Here is a 17,607-nt window from a genome sequence, read left to right on the forward strand (position 1 = left end):
TCCTCCTCGAGCCTCGACCGGTCGCTCGGTGAAACTGGGTTCAGCTTCGTGTTCCGTCTGGCGCAACTCGGTTCTATCTGGTTAGAGTAGCCCCCGACCCGCCCACCGGCGCAAGTGCGACCGGGTCCGGCGACTCAACGAGGAGGAACCCCATGCAGGGACGACGGATGCTCGGCGCGATCGGCGCCGCAGCGGTCATGACGCTGGCGCTCGCATCGTGCTCGAGCGCATCGGGCGGCGACGGGGGCGAGGGCGGCGACCAGCCGCAGACCGTCTTCCGCGTCGCGTTCAACCAGAACGCGGAGCACCCGCAGGCGCAGGCGCTCACCGAGCTCTCGGCGGCGCTCGAGGAGCGCACGGACGGCGCCTACAAGCTCGAGCTCTACACCGACGAGACGCTCGGTGACCAGGCCGCCACCATCGAGCAGGTCCAGGCCGGCACGATCGACTTCGCCATCGTCGGCGGCAGCCTCCTCGAGAACTTCGAGTCGGACATGTCGGTCGTCAACCTGCCGTACCTGTACGAGTCGGCCGACCACCAGATGAGCGTGCTCAACGACCAGGAGATCGTGGGCGACCTCTACGACGCGCTCCTCGAGGACAGCATCGACGTCATGGCGGCCTACCACGGCGGCGTCCGCAACGTGTACTCGTCGGTCGGCCCCGTCGAGACGCCCGCCGACCTCGCGGGCCAGAAGATCCGCGTCATCGGCTCCGACACGAACGTCCGCATGATGGAGCTCATGGGCGGCGTCGGCACGCCGATGGCCCAGGGCGAGGTCTACACGGCCATCCAGTCGGGCGTGCTCGACGGCGCCGAGAACAACGAGCTCATCTACTCGTCGCTCTCGCACGACGAGATCGCCGGCTTCTACTCGCGCACCGAGCACCTCATGATGCCCGACTACCTCATCGCCGCCCCCGCCGTCATGGAGGGCATGGACGAGGAGACGAAGGCGATCTTCGAGGAGCTGCTCGCGGCGTCGGTCGACACCGAGCTCGAGCTCTTCAACACCGCCGTCGAGGAGGCCGTCGCGGCCGCCGAGGAGGCCGGCGCCCAGTTCAGCGACGCCGACGTCGACGCATTCCGCGAGGCCGTCCTGCCGCTCCACGAGGAGCGCGTCACGACCGAGCGCACGCAGGCCGTCTACGACGCCATCGAGGCGGCGCGCGGCTGATGACGATGAGGAAGACCATGACGACCGCTCGGGCCTGGCTCGACGGCACCCTCCGCGCGATCTGCGTCGCGCTGTTCGCAGTGCTCGTGCTGCTCGTGGCCTGGCAGGTCTTCACCCGCCTCGTGCTCGGCGCGCCGAGCGCCTGGTCGGAGGAGGCCGCGCGCTACGCCTTCGTGTGGGTGAGCCTCATCGGCATCGCCATCGCCGTGGGCGAGAAGGCCGACGTCATCATGGACTTCCTCGTCGAGCGCCTGCCGCTCGCCCTGCAGCGGGTCGCCGACACCATCGCCTACCTCGCGACGCTCGCGTTCGTGCTGTACGTGATGGTGCTCGGCGGCCTGCAGCAGTCGCTGCTCGCCTGGAACCAGAAGAACCCGCTGCTGCCGCTCACGCAGGGCCAGCTCTACCTGGTGCTCCCCATCTCGGGCGCGCTGCTCTCCATCTACCTGATCATCCACATCGTCGGCACCTTCTCGCGCCGCTACGAGGGCCACAAGGGCACCCCCGACGAGGACCTCGAGGCGGCTGCGCTGTGATCGACCCCGGCACCATCAGCGCCATCCTGATCGGCGGCCTCGTGCTGCTGCTCGCGATCGGCGCCCCCGTCTCCATCTCGATCGCGCTCCCGAGCGCGCTCTGCATGCTGCTCATCGTCGACTTCGACCGCGGCGCCATCACCTCGGCGCAGCAGATGCTCAGCGGCGCGAACTCCTTCGCGCTCCTCGCGATCCCCTTCTTCGTGCTCGCCGGCGTCATCATGAACAACGGCGGCATCGCGGAACGGCTCGTGAACCTCGGGCGCGTGCTCGTCGGGCGCACGCCCGCGCCGCTCGCGCAGACGAACATCCTCGCGAACGCGATCTTCGGCACCGTCTCGGGCTCGGCCGTCGCATCCGCCGCCGCCGTCGGCTCGACCATGGCGCCGATGCAGAAGAAGGCCGGCTACGACACCTCGTTCAGCGCCGCCGTCAACGTCGCGTCGGCCCCCGCCGGCATGCTCATCCCGCCGAGCAACACGCTCATCGTCTACTCGCTCGCCGCGGGCGGCACCTCGGTCGGCGCGCTCTTCCTCGCCGGCTACGTGCCCGGCATCCTGTGGGCGCTCGCCTGCGCGATCGTCGTGTTCGTCTACGCGCGCCGCCACCCCGACCTCAAGGGCGAGCCGTGGCCCGCGTTTTCGGTCTTCCTCGTCACGCTGTGGCGCGCGATCCCCTCGCTCGGCCTCATCGTCGTCGCGATCGGCGGCATCGTCGCGGGCTTCTTCACGCCCACCGAGGGCTCCGCCATCGCGGTCATCTACGCGCTCGTGCTCTCGTTCCTCTACCGGACGATCTCGATCAAGGACCTGCCGCGCATCCTCTACGACGCGTGCCGCACGAGCGCCATCGTGATCTTCCTCATCGCGGTCTCGACGATCATGAGCTACGTCATGACGTACGCGCGCCTGCCGCAGCTCATCGCGGAGTCGCTCTTCGGCTGGACCGACTCCAAGGTCGTCGTGCTGCTCATCATGATGCTCGTGCTGCTCGTGATCGGCATCCCGCTCGACCCGACGCCCGCGATCCTGATCTTCACGCCGATCTTCCTGCCGATCGCCGTCTCGTACGGGATCGACCCGGTGCACTTCGGCATCATGATGGTCTTCAACCTCTCGATCGCGGTGATCTCGCCGCCGTCGGCGCCGGTGCTGTTCGTCGGCACGCAGGTGGCGAAGGCCCGCCTCGAGACCGTCATCGTCCGCCTGTGGCCGTTCCTGCTCGTGCTCGTCGCGATGCTCTTCGTGATCGTGTTCGTCCCGCAGCTCTCGCTGTGGCTCCCCGGCCTCGCCGGACTCCTCTGATCCCCCACCGGAAGGAAGCACCATGACCGCCGTCCACGGACCCACGTCGCCCGAGCAGATCACCGGATGGACGCAGCAGGACCTGCGCGACCGCTACCTCGTCGAGGACCTCTTCGTGCCGGGCGCCGTGCGCGTCGTGCCGACGCACTACGACCGCGTCGTCGCGGTGGGCGCCGTGCCCACCGACGCGCCGCTCGCGCTCGAGGCGATCCCCGAGATCCGCAGCGAGCGGTTCCTCGACCACCGCGAGATCGGCATCGTGAACATCGGCGCCGCCGGCACGGTCGTCGCCGACGGCGAGCGGCACGCCCTGGCTCCCGGCGCGTGCCTGTACCTCGGCCGCGGCGTCGGCGAGGTGGCGTTCGAGAGCGACGACGCGGGCACGCCCGCCCGCTTCTACGGCTTCTCGGCGCCCGCGCACACGACCTACCCGACGCAGCTCGTCGAGCCCGGCCAGGGCACCGTGCGCGAGCTCGGCGACCCGCTCACCTCGAACCGCCGCACGATCAACCAGTACATCCACGAGGACGGCGTGCGCTCGTGCCAGGTCGTGATGGGCGTCACGCAGCTGCACGAGGGCTCGATGTGGAACACGATGCCGGCGCACACGCACGACCGCCGCACCGAGCTCTACGTCTACTTCGACCTCGCCGACGACGCGCGTGTGCTCCACCTCATGGGCCAGCCGCAGGAGACGCGGCACATCGTCGTCGGCGACGGCGGCCTCGTGCTCTCGCCCTCGTGGAGCATCCACTCGGGCGTGGGAACATCGAGCTACTCGTTCGTGTGGGCGATGGCGGGCGAGAACCAGTCCTTCGACGACATGGACCACGTGCAGATCGTCGACATGAGATGAGGCGCACCATGACCGCGGAGCCCCAGGCCCTCGACGTGAGCCCCGCGCCCTCCGTGGGCGCGAGCGAGAAGACGCTGCGCGTGCTCGAGGCCGCGATCGCAAACCATCGCTTCACCGACATCGTCGACGACACGGGCCTCGCGAAGGCCACCGTGCACCGCATCCTCGCGACGCTCGTGGAGTCGGAGTTCATCACGGGCGACAGCGAGCGCGGCTACCACCCGGGCGCCCGGTTCCTTGCGATCGCCGGCCGCGCGATCTCGCGGCTCGACATCTCGTCGATCGCCGAGCCGATCGTCGACGCCCTCGTGCGCGACGTCGACTGCACCATCCACGTGGGCGCGCTCAACGGCTTCGAGATGGTCTACGTCATCCGCCGGGACTCCTCGAAGCCGTACCGGATGGCCTCGCGCGTGGGCCTGTCGATCCCGCTGCACTGCACCGGGATGGGCAAGGCCGTGATGGCCGACTGGTCGCCCGAGCAGGTCGACCGGATGGTCGCCGAGGTGGGGCTGCCCGCGCGCACCGAGCAGACGATCACCGACCCGGCGCGGCTCCACGAGGAGCTCGCTGCGATCCGCGCCCGCGGCTACTCGATGGACCTCGGCGAGAACGAGAACGGCACCGTGTGCGTCTCGGCGCCGATCCGCGACCACTTCGGCCGCACCACCTACGGGCTCTCGATCTCGTCGATCGCGCTCGAGCACCCGGGCGAGAGCATCAGCGGGTTCGCGCCGCAGGCGATCGCCGCCGCCGACGCGATCTCGCGCGCGCTCGGCGCCCCGGAGCCGCGCCGCTGACACGCTCCTCGCCGCCCGCCGTACGCCCGGCCGCCCCCTCGAGGGCGGCCGGGCGTACGCTGTCGGGGTGAGCATCGGGATGAGGCCCTCGGGGCGCGAGGAGGTCGTCGGCGTCGTCGCCGACGGCAGGGCCTAGCCGCTCCCGGCACGCGCGCTCCGCGCCCCGCCGGCCAGCGGCACCGCGGTCGACCCCGACGAGGGTCCGCGCCGCCGTGCCTCCACCCATCCCTGCCGGGCGACCGCCCGGCATGACGAGAGGCGATCCCGCATGCTCCCCATCGACGAGAAGGCCCTCCGCGGCGCGTTCGTGAACGCCAGCCGCAAGGAGGTCGCCGACATGACCCTGCCCGCCTGGTTCGACCGCGCCGACTGGGACGCGCTCGACCTCCTCGGCTGGCGCGATCCCAGGATCGCGCGCCGCGGCTACGCGATCCTGCCCGACCTCGACGGCGAGCCCGTCGGCGTGCTGCTGCGCCAGGCGGAGGCGTCGCCGCGCAGCCGCGCGCAGTGCAACTGGTGCCAGGATGTGCGCCTGCCGAACGACGTCGTCTTCTGGAGCGCGAAGCGCGCCGGAGCCGCGGGCAGGAAGGGCGACACGGTCGGCACGCTCGTGTGCGAGTCGTTCCAGTGCTCCGCGAACGCGCGGAAGCCGCCGACGGCGCCGTACGACGGCTACGACGTGCTCGCCGCGCGCGACCGGCGCGTCGACGAGCTGCGGCTGCGCGTCGCCGGCTTCGCCGACGTGCTGCGGCACGGCCGCTGACCGGGCGCATCCGGTCGAGGGCCCGCGTCCTCCGTGCTCGCGCGGAGGACCGGGCCCTCCTCGCGTCCGATGTCTTTCGGGAACCCTCGACCGTAGGTTTCGGGATGCCGAAACCTGCCTGTATCGTCATCGCATGGCCACCGCCCCGACCGTCCTCGCCCGACCGCGCGCGGGCCTGCTCCTGCTCGGCCCCGCGCTCGTCGCGGGCGTCGCGTACCTCGACCCGGGCAACGTCGCCGCGAACGTCACCTCGGGCGCCCGCTACGGCTACCTCCTCGTGTGGGTGGTCGTCTGCGCCAACCTCGTGGCCTGGCTCATCCAGTACCTCTCGGCGAAGCTCGGCGTCGTCACCGGCAAGAGCCTCCCCGAGCTGCTCGGCGAGCGCTTCGGCTCGCGCGCCGGCCGCATCGCCTACTGGATCCAGGCCGAGGGCGTCGCGATGGCGACCGACCTCGCCGAGGTGATCGGCGGCGCCGTCGCCCTCTGGCTGCTGTTCGACATCCCGCTGCTCGCGGGCGGCCTCATCACGGGTGCGGTGTCGATGGTGCTGCTCTCGGTGCAGTCGCGGCGCGGGCCGCGCGCGTTCGAGCTCGTCATCATCGCGCTGCTCGCGGTCATCGTGCTCGGGTTCACCTGGGGCGTCGTGGTCGCGCCGCCCGACCCCGAGGGCCTCGTCGCCGGGCTCGTGCCGCGCTTCGAGGGCACCGACTCCGTGCTGCTGGCGGTGAGCGTGCTCGGCGCGACGATCATGCCGCACGCGATCTACGCCCACTCGAGCCTCGCGCGCGACCGCTTCCGCTCGCGCGAGGGCCTCTCGACCCCGACGCTGCTGCGCGCGACGCGCATCGACGTCTCGGTCGCGATGGTCATCGCGGGCGGCGTGAACCTCGCGATGATGCTGCTCGCTGCGGCGAACCTCGCGGGCGTCGAGGGCACCGACACGCTCGAGGGCGCGCACGCCGCTCTCGGCGAGGCGCTCGGCCCGATCGTCGCCACGATGTTCGCAGTCGGTCTGCTCGCCTCGGGCCTCGCGTCGACCTCGGTGGGCGCCTACGCCGGCGCCGAGATCATGCAGGGCCTCATCCACCGCCGCATCCCGCTGCTCGCCCGGCGCCTCGTCACGCTCGTGCCCGCGCTCGTCATCCTCGGCCTCGGCGTCGACCCGACGCTCGCGCTCGTGCTCAGCCAGGTGGTGCTGTCGTTCGGGATCCCCTTCGCGCTCATCCCGCTCGTGCGCCTCACCGCCGACCGCACGCTCATGGGCGAGCACGTGAACCGGCGGTGGACGACGATCGCGGGCGCCGCGGCGGCCGTCGCGCTCAGCGCGCTGAACGGGGTGCTGCTGTGGCTCGTGCTCACGGGCGCCTGAGAGCCGGAGTCCCGGCCGCCCGGCCGCCCGCGCACGGCACGGGGCCCGGCGCATCGCGCCGGGCCCCGCTCCGATCGGATGGGATCAGCTCTGTGCGGCCTGGTAGGCCGACTGGATGACCGAGCCCCAGTACGGGCCGAACATCGTGTTGCGCACGGTCGAGTAGCCGAAGCTGTTCACCGAGTTCTGGACGCCCGCCGCGCCCGAGCCGATGAACCAGGGGCCGCCCGACGAGCCGCCGGTCATGTCGCAGGGGATCCCCTGCGACTGCGTGCCGTAGGCGTCGTTGCGCGCCGTGCCCGAGCAGGTCTCGAGCGTCTGGCCGTCGAACGGGCGCGCCGCCGGGTAGCCGTATGCGGTGTACGAGAGCCCGCGCGCCTGGTTGAAGGCGACGCCCGAGGCGCCCACCGTGTCGCTGAGGGTCGCGCTCGAGCCGGCCGGGCTCGCGACCACGGCGAAGCCGGTGTCGTAGTCGATGTCGCCTCCGCTCACCCACTGGCTGGGCGCGTGGAGCTCGGTCGCGGTCCACACGCCGAACGGCGTGCTGCCGTTCTCGTAGGCGGGCGCGAAGACGAAGTTCGTCGCGAAGGCGCCGGGGCCCTCGTTGAGGCAGTGGCCCGCGGTCGAGACGGTGCGCTCGTTCGCCGAGACGACGGAGTTGCCGGAGCAGACGTAGTCGACGCCGCCGAGGGTGAAGAAGACCTTGCCGATGTGCGCGACGGGGGCCACGGAGACGGGCTGCGGCTTGGCGCTCGTCTGCGGCGCGCGGCCCGGCACGGTCGCGGGCGCGCCGGCGGCGACGTCCTGCGAGGCGCCGCGCGACTGGCCGGCGACGAGCCGGTCGGCGTCGACCGCCGCCTCCATGCGGTCGGAGGTCCAATAGGCGCTCGTGGCCGAGGCGGAGGCGCCGACCGTGTGCGTGACGGTCGACGACGCGGGCGCCGCGGTGGCCGCCTGCGCGCCGCCGAGCGCGAGCGCGCTCGCGGCGAGCGTCGCGGTCAGCCAGGCGAGGGGGCGGCGGGAGCGGCGGGCGCCCGGGGTCATGCTCTGGTGCATGGGTTCCTCATTCTCTCGAGTCGCATCGAACCTCAGGATCGGCTCAATGCGTGCTCAGAGTGAACCAAAGCGCACCGACATCGCGCGGTCGTTCTCCACAGCCGCGTGCGGCGGCCGCACGGGCTCCGGGCGGATCGGCTAGCGGCGCCCGAGCTGGTGCCGGAGCGACGCCTCGAGCGTCGGCCGGCGGAACCGGTGCCCCGCTCCCTCGAGCACGGCGGGCACGACGCGCTGGTCGGCGAGCGCCACCTCCCGCGTCCCCTCCTCGCCGAGCAGCAGCCGCGGCGCGAGCTCGGGCGTGGGGATGATCGCGGGGCGATGGAGCACGGCGCCGAGCGTGCCTGCGTACTCGCGCTGGCGCACAGGGGCCGGCGCGACGGCGTTGACGGGGCCGCGCATCGCCTCGTCGACGATCGCGCGGTGGTAGACGTCGACGAGGTCGTCGAGGTCGATCCACGACTGCCACTGCTCGCCGCCCGCGAGCGGTCCGCCGACCCCCGCCGCCCACAGCGGCCGGAAGAGCTGCAGGGTGCCGCCGCGCGGCGTCTGCACGATGCCGGTGCGCACCTGCACGGTGCGGACGCCGCCGGCCTCGGCCGGCCGGGTGGCGGCCTCCCAGTCGACGACCACCTCGGCGAGGAAGCCGTCGCCGGGCGCGGCGTCCTCGTCGAGGCGCTCGTCGCCGCGCGACGGCCCGTAGTAGCCGATCGCGGAGGCGCTCACGAGCGCGCGGACGCCGGAGGCAGCCGCGAGCTCGGCGAGCCTGCGGGTGGGCTCGACGCGGCTGCCGCGCACCTCGGCGCGGTGCTGCTCGTCGAAGCGGCCGAGGATCGAGGCGCCCGCGAGGTGCACGAGCACGTCGACGCCCTCGAGGAGCGCGGGGTCCGGCGACTCAGGGTCCCAGCGGCGCTCGCCCTCCCCCGGCTCGTGCCGCACGAGCCGCACGACCTCGTGGCCGCCGGTCGTGAGGAACGCCGACAGGGCGGTGCCGATCAGGCCCGACGCGCCGGTCATCGCGATGCGCAGCGGTCCGACGCCCGCGGCGAGGTGGCGGGACAGGTCGTCGGCGAGCTGGCGGTGCCGGTAGGTGAACATGGGCCGCAGCGCGCGGGAGCCGATGGGCGTGTCGACGCTGTCGATCGCGCGCGTCCGCTCGCCGTCGGCGACGAAGCGGTGCTCGTGGTGCCAGCGGACCGGCGCGAGCGCGAGCGAGGCGAGCCCCTCGGTGACGCGCTCGTCGACGAACGCCTCGCCCGGCCGGTAGCCGTCGGGGTCGTGCTGCGCGATCCAGCGCTGCCCGGCCGGCAGCGCGAGCTCGGCGCGGCCGTCGCGCAGCGACTCCGCCTCGCGCACGATGCGGCCCGGCAGCCACGGCGCCTGCAGGCGCGCGAAGGCTCCGGGCCGCTCGTGCCAGGCCCACACCTCCTCGACGGGGGCGGGGACGGTGCTCCAGTGCTCGATGCCCATGTGCCGACGCTACGCGCGGCGCCTGGGCGTCGACCCGGCTCCGCTCAGTGGCCGGTCGCGTCGGGCGAGCGGTCGATGTCGCCCTCCCAGCCCGAGCTCGCGGCCTGGTTCGACGGCGCCTCCTCGGCGATCTCCTTGAAGCGCTTGAGGTCGTTGCCGATCTGCAGGTCGTCGATCTGCAGGAGCGCGCCGAGCTTCTCGACGATGCCCTGCGGCTTCCAGTCGAGCTGCAGGTTGACGCGCGTCTCGTCGTCGCTCAGGCGGTGGAAGGTGACGACGCCCGCGTGGGTCTCGCCGTCGGTGCTCGCCCAGGCGACGCGCTCGTCCTGGTGCTGCTCGGTGATCGTCGCGTCGAACGAGCGGTCGACGCCGGCGATCGAGACCTCCCAGTGGAGGTCCTTGTCGTTCTGCTGCGTGATCGAGTCGACGCCGCTCATGAACTTCGGGAAGTCCTCGAACCGGGTCCAGAGCGCGTAGACGGCGCTGATGGGGGCCTTGACGTCGATGCTGTCGGTGAGCTGGGGCATGGGTGTGCTCCTTCGGTCTCGTGATCGGCGTGCTGGGCCGGTGCTGGTCGTGGACGCTACGCGGCGACCGGGGTCGCATCCTGGGTGACAGGTGCGTGCGCGCTCTCGATGAGCCGCTTGAGCCGCTGCAGGTCGCAGCGGACGGTGAGCTCGTCGAGCTCGACGCCCGCCGGCTCGTCGGGGCGGAGCGGGCGCGGCATCCACGACAGGCGCACGGTCATCCGCGTGCCGCCGTCGTCGGTCTCCTCGAGGTCGACGAGGCCGTGGTGGGTGATCGCGTCGCAGCTCGTCCAGAGCAGGCGGCGGTCGGGGATGCGCTCGAGCAGCACCGCGTAGAACACGGGATCGATGCCCGCGATGTCGACGCGCCAGCGCATCCGCTCGAGCGTCTCGGCGTGCACCGAGCGCACGCCGGTGAGGAACTCCGAGATGCGCGCGACGTCGTCCCAGCGGCGGAACACCTCGCACGGCGGGGCTGCGATCTCGATCGTCTCGTCGACCTGCAGCATCGCTCTTCCTCCGCATCCACGGGGTCAGGGCGCCCCGTCCTTGCACTCTCGCATGGGGATCTTTGGGGGACAACCGGCGCGCTCCCAGGTTCGGCTGGGATCGCGCGCGCTCGTAGGATTGAGGCCATGCCCAAGGTCCTCTCCTCCCTGCCCGTCGGCGAGCGCGTCGGCATCGCCTTCTCGGGCGGCCTCGACACGTCGTGCGCCGTCGCCTGGATGCGCCACAACGGCGCCGTGCCCTTCACCTACACGGCCGACATCGGGCAGTACGACGAGCCGGACATCGACGCCGTGCCCGGCCGCGCCTCCGAGTACGGCGCCGAGGCCGCGCGCCTCGTCGACGCGAAGGCCGCCCTCGTCGAGGAGGGCCTCGTCGCCCTCGCGACCGGCGCGTTCCACATCCGCTCCGGCGGCCGCACCTACTTCAACACGACGCCGCTCGGCCGCGCTGTCACGGGCATGATGCTCGTGCGCGCCATGAAGGAGGACGGCGTCGAGATCTGGGGCGACGGCTCCACCTACAAGGGCAACGACATCGAGCGGTTCTACCGCTACGGCCTCATGGCGAACCCCTCGCTGCGCATCTACAAGCCGTGGCTCGACGCGCGCTTCGTCGAGGAGCTCGGCGGCCGCAAGGAGATGTCGGAGTGGCTGGTCGCCCACGGCTACCCGTACCGCGACGCGACCGAGAAGGCCTACTCGACCGACGCGAACATCTGGGGCGCGACGCACGAGGCGAAGACGCTCGAGCACCTCGACGAGTCGATGGAGATCGTGCAGCCCATCATGGGCGTCGCCCACTGGGACCAGTCGGTCGAGATCCCCACCGAGGACGTCGCGATCCGCTTCGAGGCCGGCCGGCCCGTCGCGATCGACGGCGAGGAGTTCGCCGACGCCGTGACGCTCGTGCAGACCGCGAACGCCATCGGCGGCCGCCACGGCCTCGGCATGAGCGACCAGATCGAGAACCGCATCATCGAGGCGAAGAGCCGCGGCATCTACGAGGCGCCGGGCATGGCACTGCTGCACATCGCGTACGAGCGACTGCTCAACGCGATCCACAACGAGGACACGGTGGCGACGTACCACGAGCAGGGCCGCCGCCTCGGCCGCCTCATGTACGAGGGCCGCTGGCTCGACCCGCAGTCGCTCATGCTGCGCGAGTCGATCCAGCGCTGGGTGGGCTCGGCCGTCACCGGCGAGGTCGTGCTGCGCCTGCGCCGCGGCGAGGACTACACGATCGTCGACACGCGCGGCGAGGGCTTCTCGTACCACCCCGACAAGCTGTCGATGGAGCGCGTCGGCGACGCCGCCTTCGGCCCCGAGGACCGCATCGGCCAGCTCACGATGCGCAACCTCGACATCGCCGACTCGCGCTCGCGCCTCGAGTCGTACGCCGCCGCAGGCCTCATCGAGGGCGAGACGAAGGCGCTGCTCGGCGCGCTCGAGCAGGGCGAGGCGAACGCCATCGTCGCCGCTCCCGTCGACGACCCCGAGGCGCTCGAGCAGTGGAACGACCGCGCCGCGATGGACCTCGGCACCGACTGATCGGCGCCGCGCTCTGCAGCGCTCGAGGGCCCGGCCGCGCTGTGCGCCCGGGCCCTCGCCGCTCTTGCGCCGGTCGAGCCGCTCCGCCGCCGAAGGCGGCTGAGCGAGTCGAGACCACAGCGTGGCGGGCGCTCCGCCGCGCGAGTGGTCTCGAGACGCGCGCGGCCTGCGGCCGCCCGTTCCTCGATCAGCGGGGATGGAACCAGGGCAGAGGTGTCCTCCCCCGCCTCCCCCATCCGTCATGGGGTTGACTGCATGACACCGATCGAGGAGGACCCATGCGCTACGTGCTGTTCATCTGCACCGATCCGGAGGGCGAGCCGTACGACGCCGCGACCGACGACCCGCAGGCCTGGTGGGAGCCGCTGCAGGCATCCGGCCAGTACGTGATCGGCGACCGGCTGCGGCCGGTCGAGGACGCGACGACCGTGCGGGTGCGCGCCGGTGAGCGGATCATCACCGACGGGCCGTTCACCGAGAGCCGCGAGTGGATCGCGGGCTTCGACGTGGTCGAGGCCGACGACCTGGATGCGGCGATCGAGATCGCGGCCGGCCACCCGATGGCCCGCTTCGGCCGCATCGAGGTGCGGCCGGTGTGGCCGCTCTGACCGGATGACCGCGCCGACCGAGCGGGGCGCGGCGGCGGCCGTGGCCGCCGTCGTCGCCGACGACCACCCCCGCGTCATGGCCGCCGTCGTCGGCACGCTCGGCGACTGGTCGATCGCCGAGGACGCCGTGCAGGACGCGCTCGAGCGCGCGCTGGCGCGCTGGCCCGCCGACGGCGTCCCCGACAGCCCCGCGGCGTGGATCACGACGGTCGCGCGCCGCCGCGGCATCGACCTGCTGCGCAGCCGCGCCGCCGCGGACCGCGCCGCCGAGCGGCTGGCGCACGAGCCCGCCGCGGAGCCGGACGACGCATCCGGAGCCTCCGGCTTCCCCCACGACGACGAGCGGCTCGCCCTGCTCCACACCGCCTGCCACCCCGCGATCGCGGCGGACGCGCGGGCGGCGCTCGCGCTGCGCGCCGTGCTCGGCGTGCCGGTGGAGCGCATCGCGCGGCTGTTCGGCGTGGGCGAGGACGCGATGCAGAAGCGGCTCGTGCGGGCGCGCGCGAAGATCCGCAACGCGGGCATCCCCTATCGGGTGCCCGGGCCGGCGGAGCTGCCGGGGCGCAGCGAGGGCGTGCGGCAGGTGCTCTACGGCCTCTTCGCGATCGGCTACGCGGCGCCCGCCGACGCGGATGCGCGGGCCGCGGCCTCCGAGGCGATCCGGCTCGCGCGGCTGCTCCGCGAGCTCACGCCCGAGCGCACGCACGAACGGGTGGAGGCAGACGGGCTGCTCGCGCTGATGCTGCTCCAGCACGCGCGCCGCGACGCGCGCGTGCGCGCCGACGGGTCGGCGGTGCCGCTGCCCGAGCAGGACCGCGACCGCTGGGACCGTGCGCTCGCCCGCGAGGGGCTGGCGCTCGTCGATGCGGCGCTCGCGCTCGCCGCATCCTCGGGGCTCGCCGGTGGGCGGCACCTCGTGCACGCCGCGATCGCCGCTGAGCACGTGCGCCCCGAGCTCGCGGCGCGCATCGACCACGGCCGCGTCGTCGAGCTCTACCGGGTGCTCGAGCGCCTCGACGGCTCGCCGTTCGTCGTGCTGAACCGCGCGATCGCGCAGGCGAACGACGGCGATGCCGAGGGCGGGCTCGCGGCGCTCGACGAGGTGGCGGATGCGCTGGAGCGCCACCACCTGCTGCACGCGGCGCGCGGCGACCTGCTGCGGCGGGTCGGGCGCGACGCGGAGGCGGCCGAGGCGCTGCGCCGCGGGGCGGGGCTCGCGCCGACGGACGCGGAGCGGCGCGCGCTCGTCGAGGCCGCTGCCGCGGCGGAGGCGGGGCGATGAGGATCCTGGAGACGGCGCTGCCCGAGGTCGTCGTGCACGCATCCGCGCCCGCCGAGGCGCTCGACCGGGTGGTGCTCTGGCATCCGGGATCGCCGCACACGGGCGCCGTGCTCGAGCCGGTGCGGGAGGCCGCCGCGGCGGTCGGCCGCGACGTCGTGTCGGTCGCGCGGCCGGGCTACGGCGGCGCGGCGCGGCAGCGCGGTCGCAGCGTCGCCGACGGCGCCACCGGTGCGGTGCGGGTGCTCGAGCTGCTCGGCCTGCGCGACGTCGTGGTGGCCGGGTACTCGGGCGGCGGGCCGCACGCGCTCGCGACGGCGGCGGCGGCGCCGGAGCGGACCGCCGCGCTGCTGCTCCTCGCCTCGGTCGCGCCGCACGGCGATGCGGGCTGGTTCGACGGCATGGTCGATCCGTCGTCGCTGCGCGCCGCGAAGGCCGGCGCGGCTGCGCGCGAGGCGCACCCCGAGCGCTTCGACCCGGACACGTTCGTCGCCCGCGACTGGGCGGCGCTCGACGGCGCGTGGCGCGCGCTCGGCGCGGATGCGCAGGCGGGCGGCGAGACAGGCCCGCTCGGGCTGGTGGACGACGACCTGGCGTTCGTGCAGCCGTGGGGGGTCCGCACGCCGACGGCGGTGCGCGCACGCATCGCGCACGGCAGCGATGACCGCGTTGTCCCGCCCCGGCACGCGCGGCTGCTCGCCGCGATGCTCCCCGGCGCGGAGGTCGTCGAGCACGGCGGCGACGGGCATGTCTCGGTGCTCGAGCACCTTGCCGAGCACCTCGCCGCCCTCGAGCGGCCGCCGCTCGGGCTTCAGCCGGCCTGACGGTCCGCGAGCGCCGCGAGGTAGCCCGCGAAGCCGCCCGCGGTGCGACCGCGGAGGCGGCCCGAGGTGCGCACCCTGGGGCGCGGGACCGCATCCACGCGGGCGCCGGACGCCCGCAGGCGTGCCACGAGGTCGACGTCCTCGTGCAGCTGGAGGGGCGCGAAGCCGCCGGCGCGGGCGAGCGCGTCGGCCCGCACGCCGAGGTTCGCCCCGTGGACGGACGACCCGGGAGCGAGGTGGTCGTGCTGCGCGTGCCATGCGGCGAGCACGGGCGGCGCCAGGTGCGCCGGGTCGGGCTCGACGGCGCCGACGACGAGCGCGGCGTCATCCTCGGCGGCCGCGAGGTGGTCGAGCAGCCAGGTGACGGGCACGGCGCTGTCGCCGTCGGTCGTCGCGATCCAGGTGGTGGCGGCGTCGCGCGGATCGGTCCCGTGGTCGACGCCCGCCTGCCTCGCGGCGCCGACCGCCGCGGCGGCGATCTCGACGACCTCCGCGCCGGCGGCCCCCGCGATGCGCGCGGTCGCGTCGGTGCAGGCGTCCGCCACGACGACCACTCGCACGAGGACGTCCCGACGCTCGGCGCGGAGCGCGGCGCGGGCGGCGCGGATGCTCTCGACGCACGCGCCGATGGTGGCCTCCTCGTCGCGGGCCGGGACGACGACGAGGATCCGGCCGATCCTGCTCGTCACGCGGGCACCAGCACGTCGAGCAGGAAGCGCTCGTCCTCGTGCGCGACGACGCGGCGGAGACCCGGCACGGCCGCGGCGGCGGCATGCACCTCGGCGGCGGACGCGCGGAGATCGGCGCCCTCGCCGCGCCAGTGGCAGAGCACGAGGTGCGCGCCTCGGTCGCGGGCCTGGACGACGAGCCCGCGGAGCTCCGCGGGCTCGAGGTAGGAGCCGAGCTCGCTGAGCACGACGAGGTCGGGATCGCCCACGGGCAGGCCGTCGGCCGCGGCGCGGTGCTCGACCCAGGCATTCGGCAGCCCCGCGAGCGTGCGGCGCGCCTCGGCGAGCCCCGGCAGCGACGCGTCGACGCCGAGCGCCCGCTCGCAGCGCTCCGCGAGCTGCGCCGTGAGGGCGGCGGTCCCGCAGCCGACCTCGACCGCGAAGCGGTAGCGCTCCTGCGGCAACGCGGCCAGCACCGCGGCGCGCTTGCGGCGCTCGTACCAGGACGTGCGCGTGGCCCACGGGTCGCCCTCGGCGAGGTAGCGGTCGTCGAACGGCATCGCCGCGGCAGCCGGCGCGAGCAGCACGTGCTCGTCGCCGGCGAAGCGCTCGAGCATCGTGGGGCTGAGCACCGCGCGGTCGGCGGGATGCGGCGAGAGCGGCGCGACCTGCGAAGCGTGGGCCGCGAGCGCCGCCGCCTTCTCGGCGCGCGCGGCCTCGTCGAGCGGCACGCGCCGCACCGGCAGGCCGTCGAGCAGCCCGGGCGCGCCCCACAGCCACGCCCAGATGGGCGTCCAGGCGCACGGCACACCGCGCTCGCGCGCGAGCCCGGCGGCGACGTCGCCGACCGCCTCGTGGTCCGGATGGCCGTCGCGCGCCCACGGCGCCACGACGAGCGCGTCGTCGGGCAGCGCCGCCACGTGCGGCGCGATCGCGTCGACGAGCGCGCGCCGCCGCGCCACGAGGTCGCCGTCGGGCAGGCCCAGGCGGTGGATGCGCGCACCGACGCCGGCGAGCGCCGCGGCGTGCTCCGCCCGGCGCACCGCCGCGAGCCGCTCCGGCGGCAGGGTCGGGGATCCGGGGTGCGAGCCCTCCCCGTCGGTCGCGACGACGACGTCGATCGGGATGCCCGCATCCCGCGCGCGCAGCATCGAGCCGAACGCGCCGAGCACCTCGTCGTCGGGATGCGCGGCGACGACGAGCAGCGCGGTGGGCCGCAGCTCGAGCTCGGGCGCGGCGCGGATCGCGTCGCTGGCGAGCCAGTCTGCGTGCGCGGTGCCGGGGTCGGCGCCGTCGAAGCGCGGCGGGCGGCCGGTCACCACGCGCGGCCGCCGGCCGCGGCGACGAGCGCGCCGAGCGAGGCCTGGTCGCGCTCGGCGTGATGCTGCCGGACGTAGAGCTGCAGGTCGGCCACGCGGCGAGCGTGCTCGGCCTCGAGCGCGAGCGGGGCGGGCCCGAGCGCGCGGCCGACGCGCGAGACGACCTCCTCGACCGCGCGCGCGACGATGCCGCGCGTGCGGAGCGCGAGCAGGCCCGGGTCGTCGACGATGCCCGCGTCGATGCGCCTCGCGGCGTCGGCGAGCGCGAGGCGCGACGCGGTGAGCGCCTCGTCGACCGCGCCGAGGTGCGCGAGCCGCAGGGGCGCGTCGCCCGCGTGCGTCGCCAGGCGACGGGCCACTCCGACCGCGCCGCCGTGCCAGCACGCGGCGACCCCGATGCCGCCCCACGCGAAGCCCGGCCGTCGCAGGTACCAGCCTGGCTCGCGCACCGCTCGGGCGGCGGCGCCGGCGAAGCGCACCGGCCCGGAGGGGATGCCGGCGAGCCCCCGCGCGTGCCAGGCGTCGTCGGCCGGCTCGACGCCCGGCTGCCGCAGGTCGACGTCCACGAGCACCCGCTCCTCGCCCTGCCATGCGGAGACGAGCGCCCGGTCGAGGCTGCCCGCGAGCGAGCACCAGGGCTTCTCCCCCTCGAGCCGCCCCTCCCGCAGCTCGAGACGCACGCCCGGCCCCTCGGCGGCGAAGACGCCGTAGGCGCCGGGCCCCGGAGCATCGCCCGCCTCCGCGAGGATCGCGACCGCATCGAGGTGCGGCTCGATCGCCCGCGCCACCTCGAGGTCGTGCGCGCCGAGCGCCGCGAGGGCTTCCAACCGCTCGGCGGTGCGGCCGGAGGCCGGCAGCGGGATCGCCGCGGCGATCGCCGGAGCCGCCTCGAGCGCGGCGCCGACATCGGCGGGGAGGTCGGGCAGACGGGCGCCGCGGCCGTCGTCGATCGTGACGTCGACGGGCGCGATCCGGGGCACAGCCATGTCCCCCATC

The 17,607-nt window shown here is 74.2% G+C and carries 18 protein-coding genes; 11 read left to right on the top strand and 7 right to left on the bottom strand.

The window, feature by feature from the left end; genetic code table 11:
* The first annotated feature begins 152 nt into the window (after window positions 1–152).
* From IEW90_RS12765 to IEW90_RS12795, 7 genes are all read left to right on the top strand, one after another.
* Window positions 153–1,178, top strand: coding sequence for a TRAP transporter substrate-binding protein (locus tag IEW90_RS12765; RefSeq protein WP_188718651.1), 1,026 nt, complete (start codon window positions 153–155; stop codon window positions 1,176–1,178).
* A gap of 17 nt (window positions 1,179–1,195) precedes the next feature.
* On the top strand, window positions 1,196–1,714 hold the full coding sequence (locus tag IEW90_RS12770) for a TRAP transporter small permease (protein WP_188718652.1): 519 nt from the start codon (window positions 1,196–1,198) through the stop codon (window positions 1,712–1,714).
* The gene (locus IEW90_RS12775) at window positions 1,711–3,018 is read left to right on the top strand and encodes a TRAP transporter large permease (RefSeq protein WP_188718653.1); all 1,308 of its coding nucleotides are present in this window, start codon (window positions 1,711–1,713) and stop codon (window positions 3,016–3,018) included. The genes IEW90_RS12770 and IEW90_RS12775 overlap by 4 nt, the downstream gene beginning before the upstream one ends.
* A gap of 22 nt (window positions 3,019–3,040) precedes the next feature.
* Window positions 3,041–3,874 carry a 5-dehydro-4-deoxy-D-glucuronate isomerase gene (gene kduI / locus IEW90_RS12780; protein ID WP_188718654.1) on the top strand — a complete coding sequence of 278 codons (834 nt, stop codon included), beginning with the start codon at window positions 3,041–3,043 and terminating at the stop codon, window positions 3,872–3,874.
* A gap of 8 nt (window positions 3,875–3,882) precedes the next feature.
* A complete protein-coding gene (locus IEW90_RS12785; RefSeq protein WP_188718655.1) occupies window positions 3,883–4,674 on the top strand; it encodes an IclR family transcriptional regulator in 792 nt (263 codons plus the stop codon).
* Window positions 4,675–4,942: 268 nt separating this feature from the next.
* Window positions 4,943–5,437 (top strand): FBP domain-containing protein, encoded by a 495-nt coding sequence (locus tag IEW90_RS12790; RefSeq protein ID WP_188718656.1) that lies wholly within the window; start codon window positions 4,943–4,945, stop codon window positions 5,435–5,437.
* A 133-nt stretch (window positions 5,438–5,570) separates the two neighbouring features.
* Window positions 5,571–6,806, top strand: coding sequence for an Nramp family divalent metal transporter (locus IEW90_RS12795; protein ID WP_188718657.1), 1,236 nt, complete (start codon window positions 5,571–5,573; stop codon window positions 6,804–6,806).
* 84 nt (window positions 6,807–6,890) lie between these two features.
* On the opposite strand, the gene IEW90_RS12800 is transcribed toward IEW90_RS12795, so the two are convergent.
* The 4 genes from IEW90_RS12800 to IEW90_RS12815 form a co-directional block, all read right to left on the bottom strand.
* A complete protein-coding gene (locus IEW90_RS12800) occupies window positions 6,891–7,862 on the bottom strand; it encodes a trypsin-like serine peptidase (protein ID WP_373284779.1) in 972 nt (323 codons plus the stop codon).
* A 138-nt stretch (window positions 7,863–8,000) separates the two neighbouring features.
* Window positions 8,001–9,329 (bottom strand): TIGR01777 family oxidoreductase, encoded by a 1,329-nt coding sequence (locus IEW90_RS12805; RefSeq protein ID WP_188718658.1) that lies wholly within the window; start codon window positions 9,327–9,329, stop codon window positions 8,001–8,003.
* Window positions 9,330–9,373: 44 nt separating this feature from the next.
* The gene (locus IEW90_RS12810; RefSeq protein ID WP_188718659.1) at window positions 9,374–9,856 is read right to left on the bottom strand and encodes an SRPBCC family protein; all 483 of its coding nucleotides are present in this window, start codon (window positions 9,854–9,856) and stop codon (window positions 9,374–9,376) included.
* A 56-nt stretch (window positions 9,857–9,912) separates the two neighbouring features.
* Window positions 9,913–10,365, bottom strand: coding sequence for an SRPBCC family protein (locus IEW90_RS12815; protein WP_188718660.1), 453 nt, complete (start codon window positions 10,363–10,365; stop codon window positions 9,913–9,915).
* Between the two features lie 126 nt (window positions 10,366–10,491).
* On the opposite strand from IEW90_RS12815, the gene argG reads away from it, so the two are divergent.
* The 4 genes from argG (at window position 10,492) to IEW90_RS12835 (ending at window position 14,624) form a co-directional block, all read left to right on the top strand.
* Window positions 10,492–11,913: an argininosuccinate synthase gene (argG, locus tag IEW90_RS12820; protein WP_188718661.1), complete on the top strand. Its 1,422-nt coding sequence runs from the start codon at window positions 10,492–10,494 to the stop codon at window positions 11,911–11,913.
* 278 nt (window positions 11,914–12,191) lie between these two features.
* Window positions 12,192–12,521, top strand: a complete 330-nt coding sequence (locus IEW90_RS12825) for a YciI family protein (RefSeq protein ID WP_188718662.1) — start codon at window positions 12,192–12,194, stop codon at window positions 12,519–12,521.
* Between the two features lie 4 nt (window positions 12,522–12,525).
* Window positions 12,526–13,803, top strand: coding sequence for an RNA polymerase sigma factor (locus tag IEW90_RS12830; RefSeq protein ID WP_188718663.1), 1,278 nt, complete (start codon window positions 12,526–12,528; stop codon window positions 13,801–13,803).
* Complete coding sequence (locus IEW90_RS12835) at window positions 13,800–14,624, top strand: alpha/beta fold hydrolase (protein ID WP_188718664.1); 825 nt, start codon at window positions 13,800–13,802, stop codon at window positions 14,622–14,624. The genes IEW90_RS12830 and IEW90_RS12835 overlap by 4 nt, the downstream gene beginning before the upstream one ends.
* On the opposite strand, the gene IEW90_RS12840 is transcribed toward IEW90_RS12835, so the two are convergent.
* From IEW90_RS12840 to IEW90_RS12850, 3 genes are read right to left on the bottom strand one after another with little or no spacing between them, the layout of a single operon-like run.
* Window positions 14,612–15,313, bottom strand: coding sequence for a glycosyltransferase family 2 protein (locus IEW90_RS12840; RefSeq protein ID WP_188718665.1), 702 nt, complete (start codon window positions 15,311–15,313; stop codon window positions 14,612–14,614). The two genes, IEW90_RS12835 and IEW90_RS12840, sit on opposite strands and share 13 nt — an antisense overlap.
* Window positions 15,310–16,611, bottom strand: a complete 1,302-nt coding sequence (locus IEW90_RS12845) for a bifunctional PIG-L family deacetylase/class I SAM-dependent methyltransferase (protein ID WP_229679670.1) — start codon at window positions 16,609–16,611, stop codon at window positions 15,310–15,312. The genes IEW90_RS12840 and IEW90_RS12845 overlap by 4 nt, the downstream gene beginning before the upstream one ends.
* Window positions 16,608–17,597 (bottom strand): acyl-CoA dehydrogenase family protein, encoded by a 990-nt coding sequence (locus IEW90_RS12850; RefSeq protein ID WP_188718667.1) that lies wholly within the window; start codon window positions 17,595–17,597, stop codon window positions 16,608–16,610. Before IEW90_RS12850 ends, IEW90_RS12845 begins: the two co-directional genes overlap by 4 nt.
* Window positions 17,598–17,607 lie beyond the last annotated feature (10 nt).

It is taken from the genome of Agrococcus terreus (assembly GCF_014645235.1).
GTDB classification, from domain to species: domain Bacteria; phylum Actinomycetota; class Actinomycetes; order Actinomycetales; family Microbacteriaceae; genus Agrococcus; species Agrococcus terreus.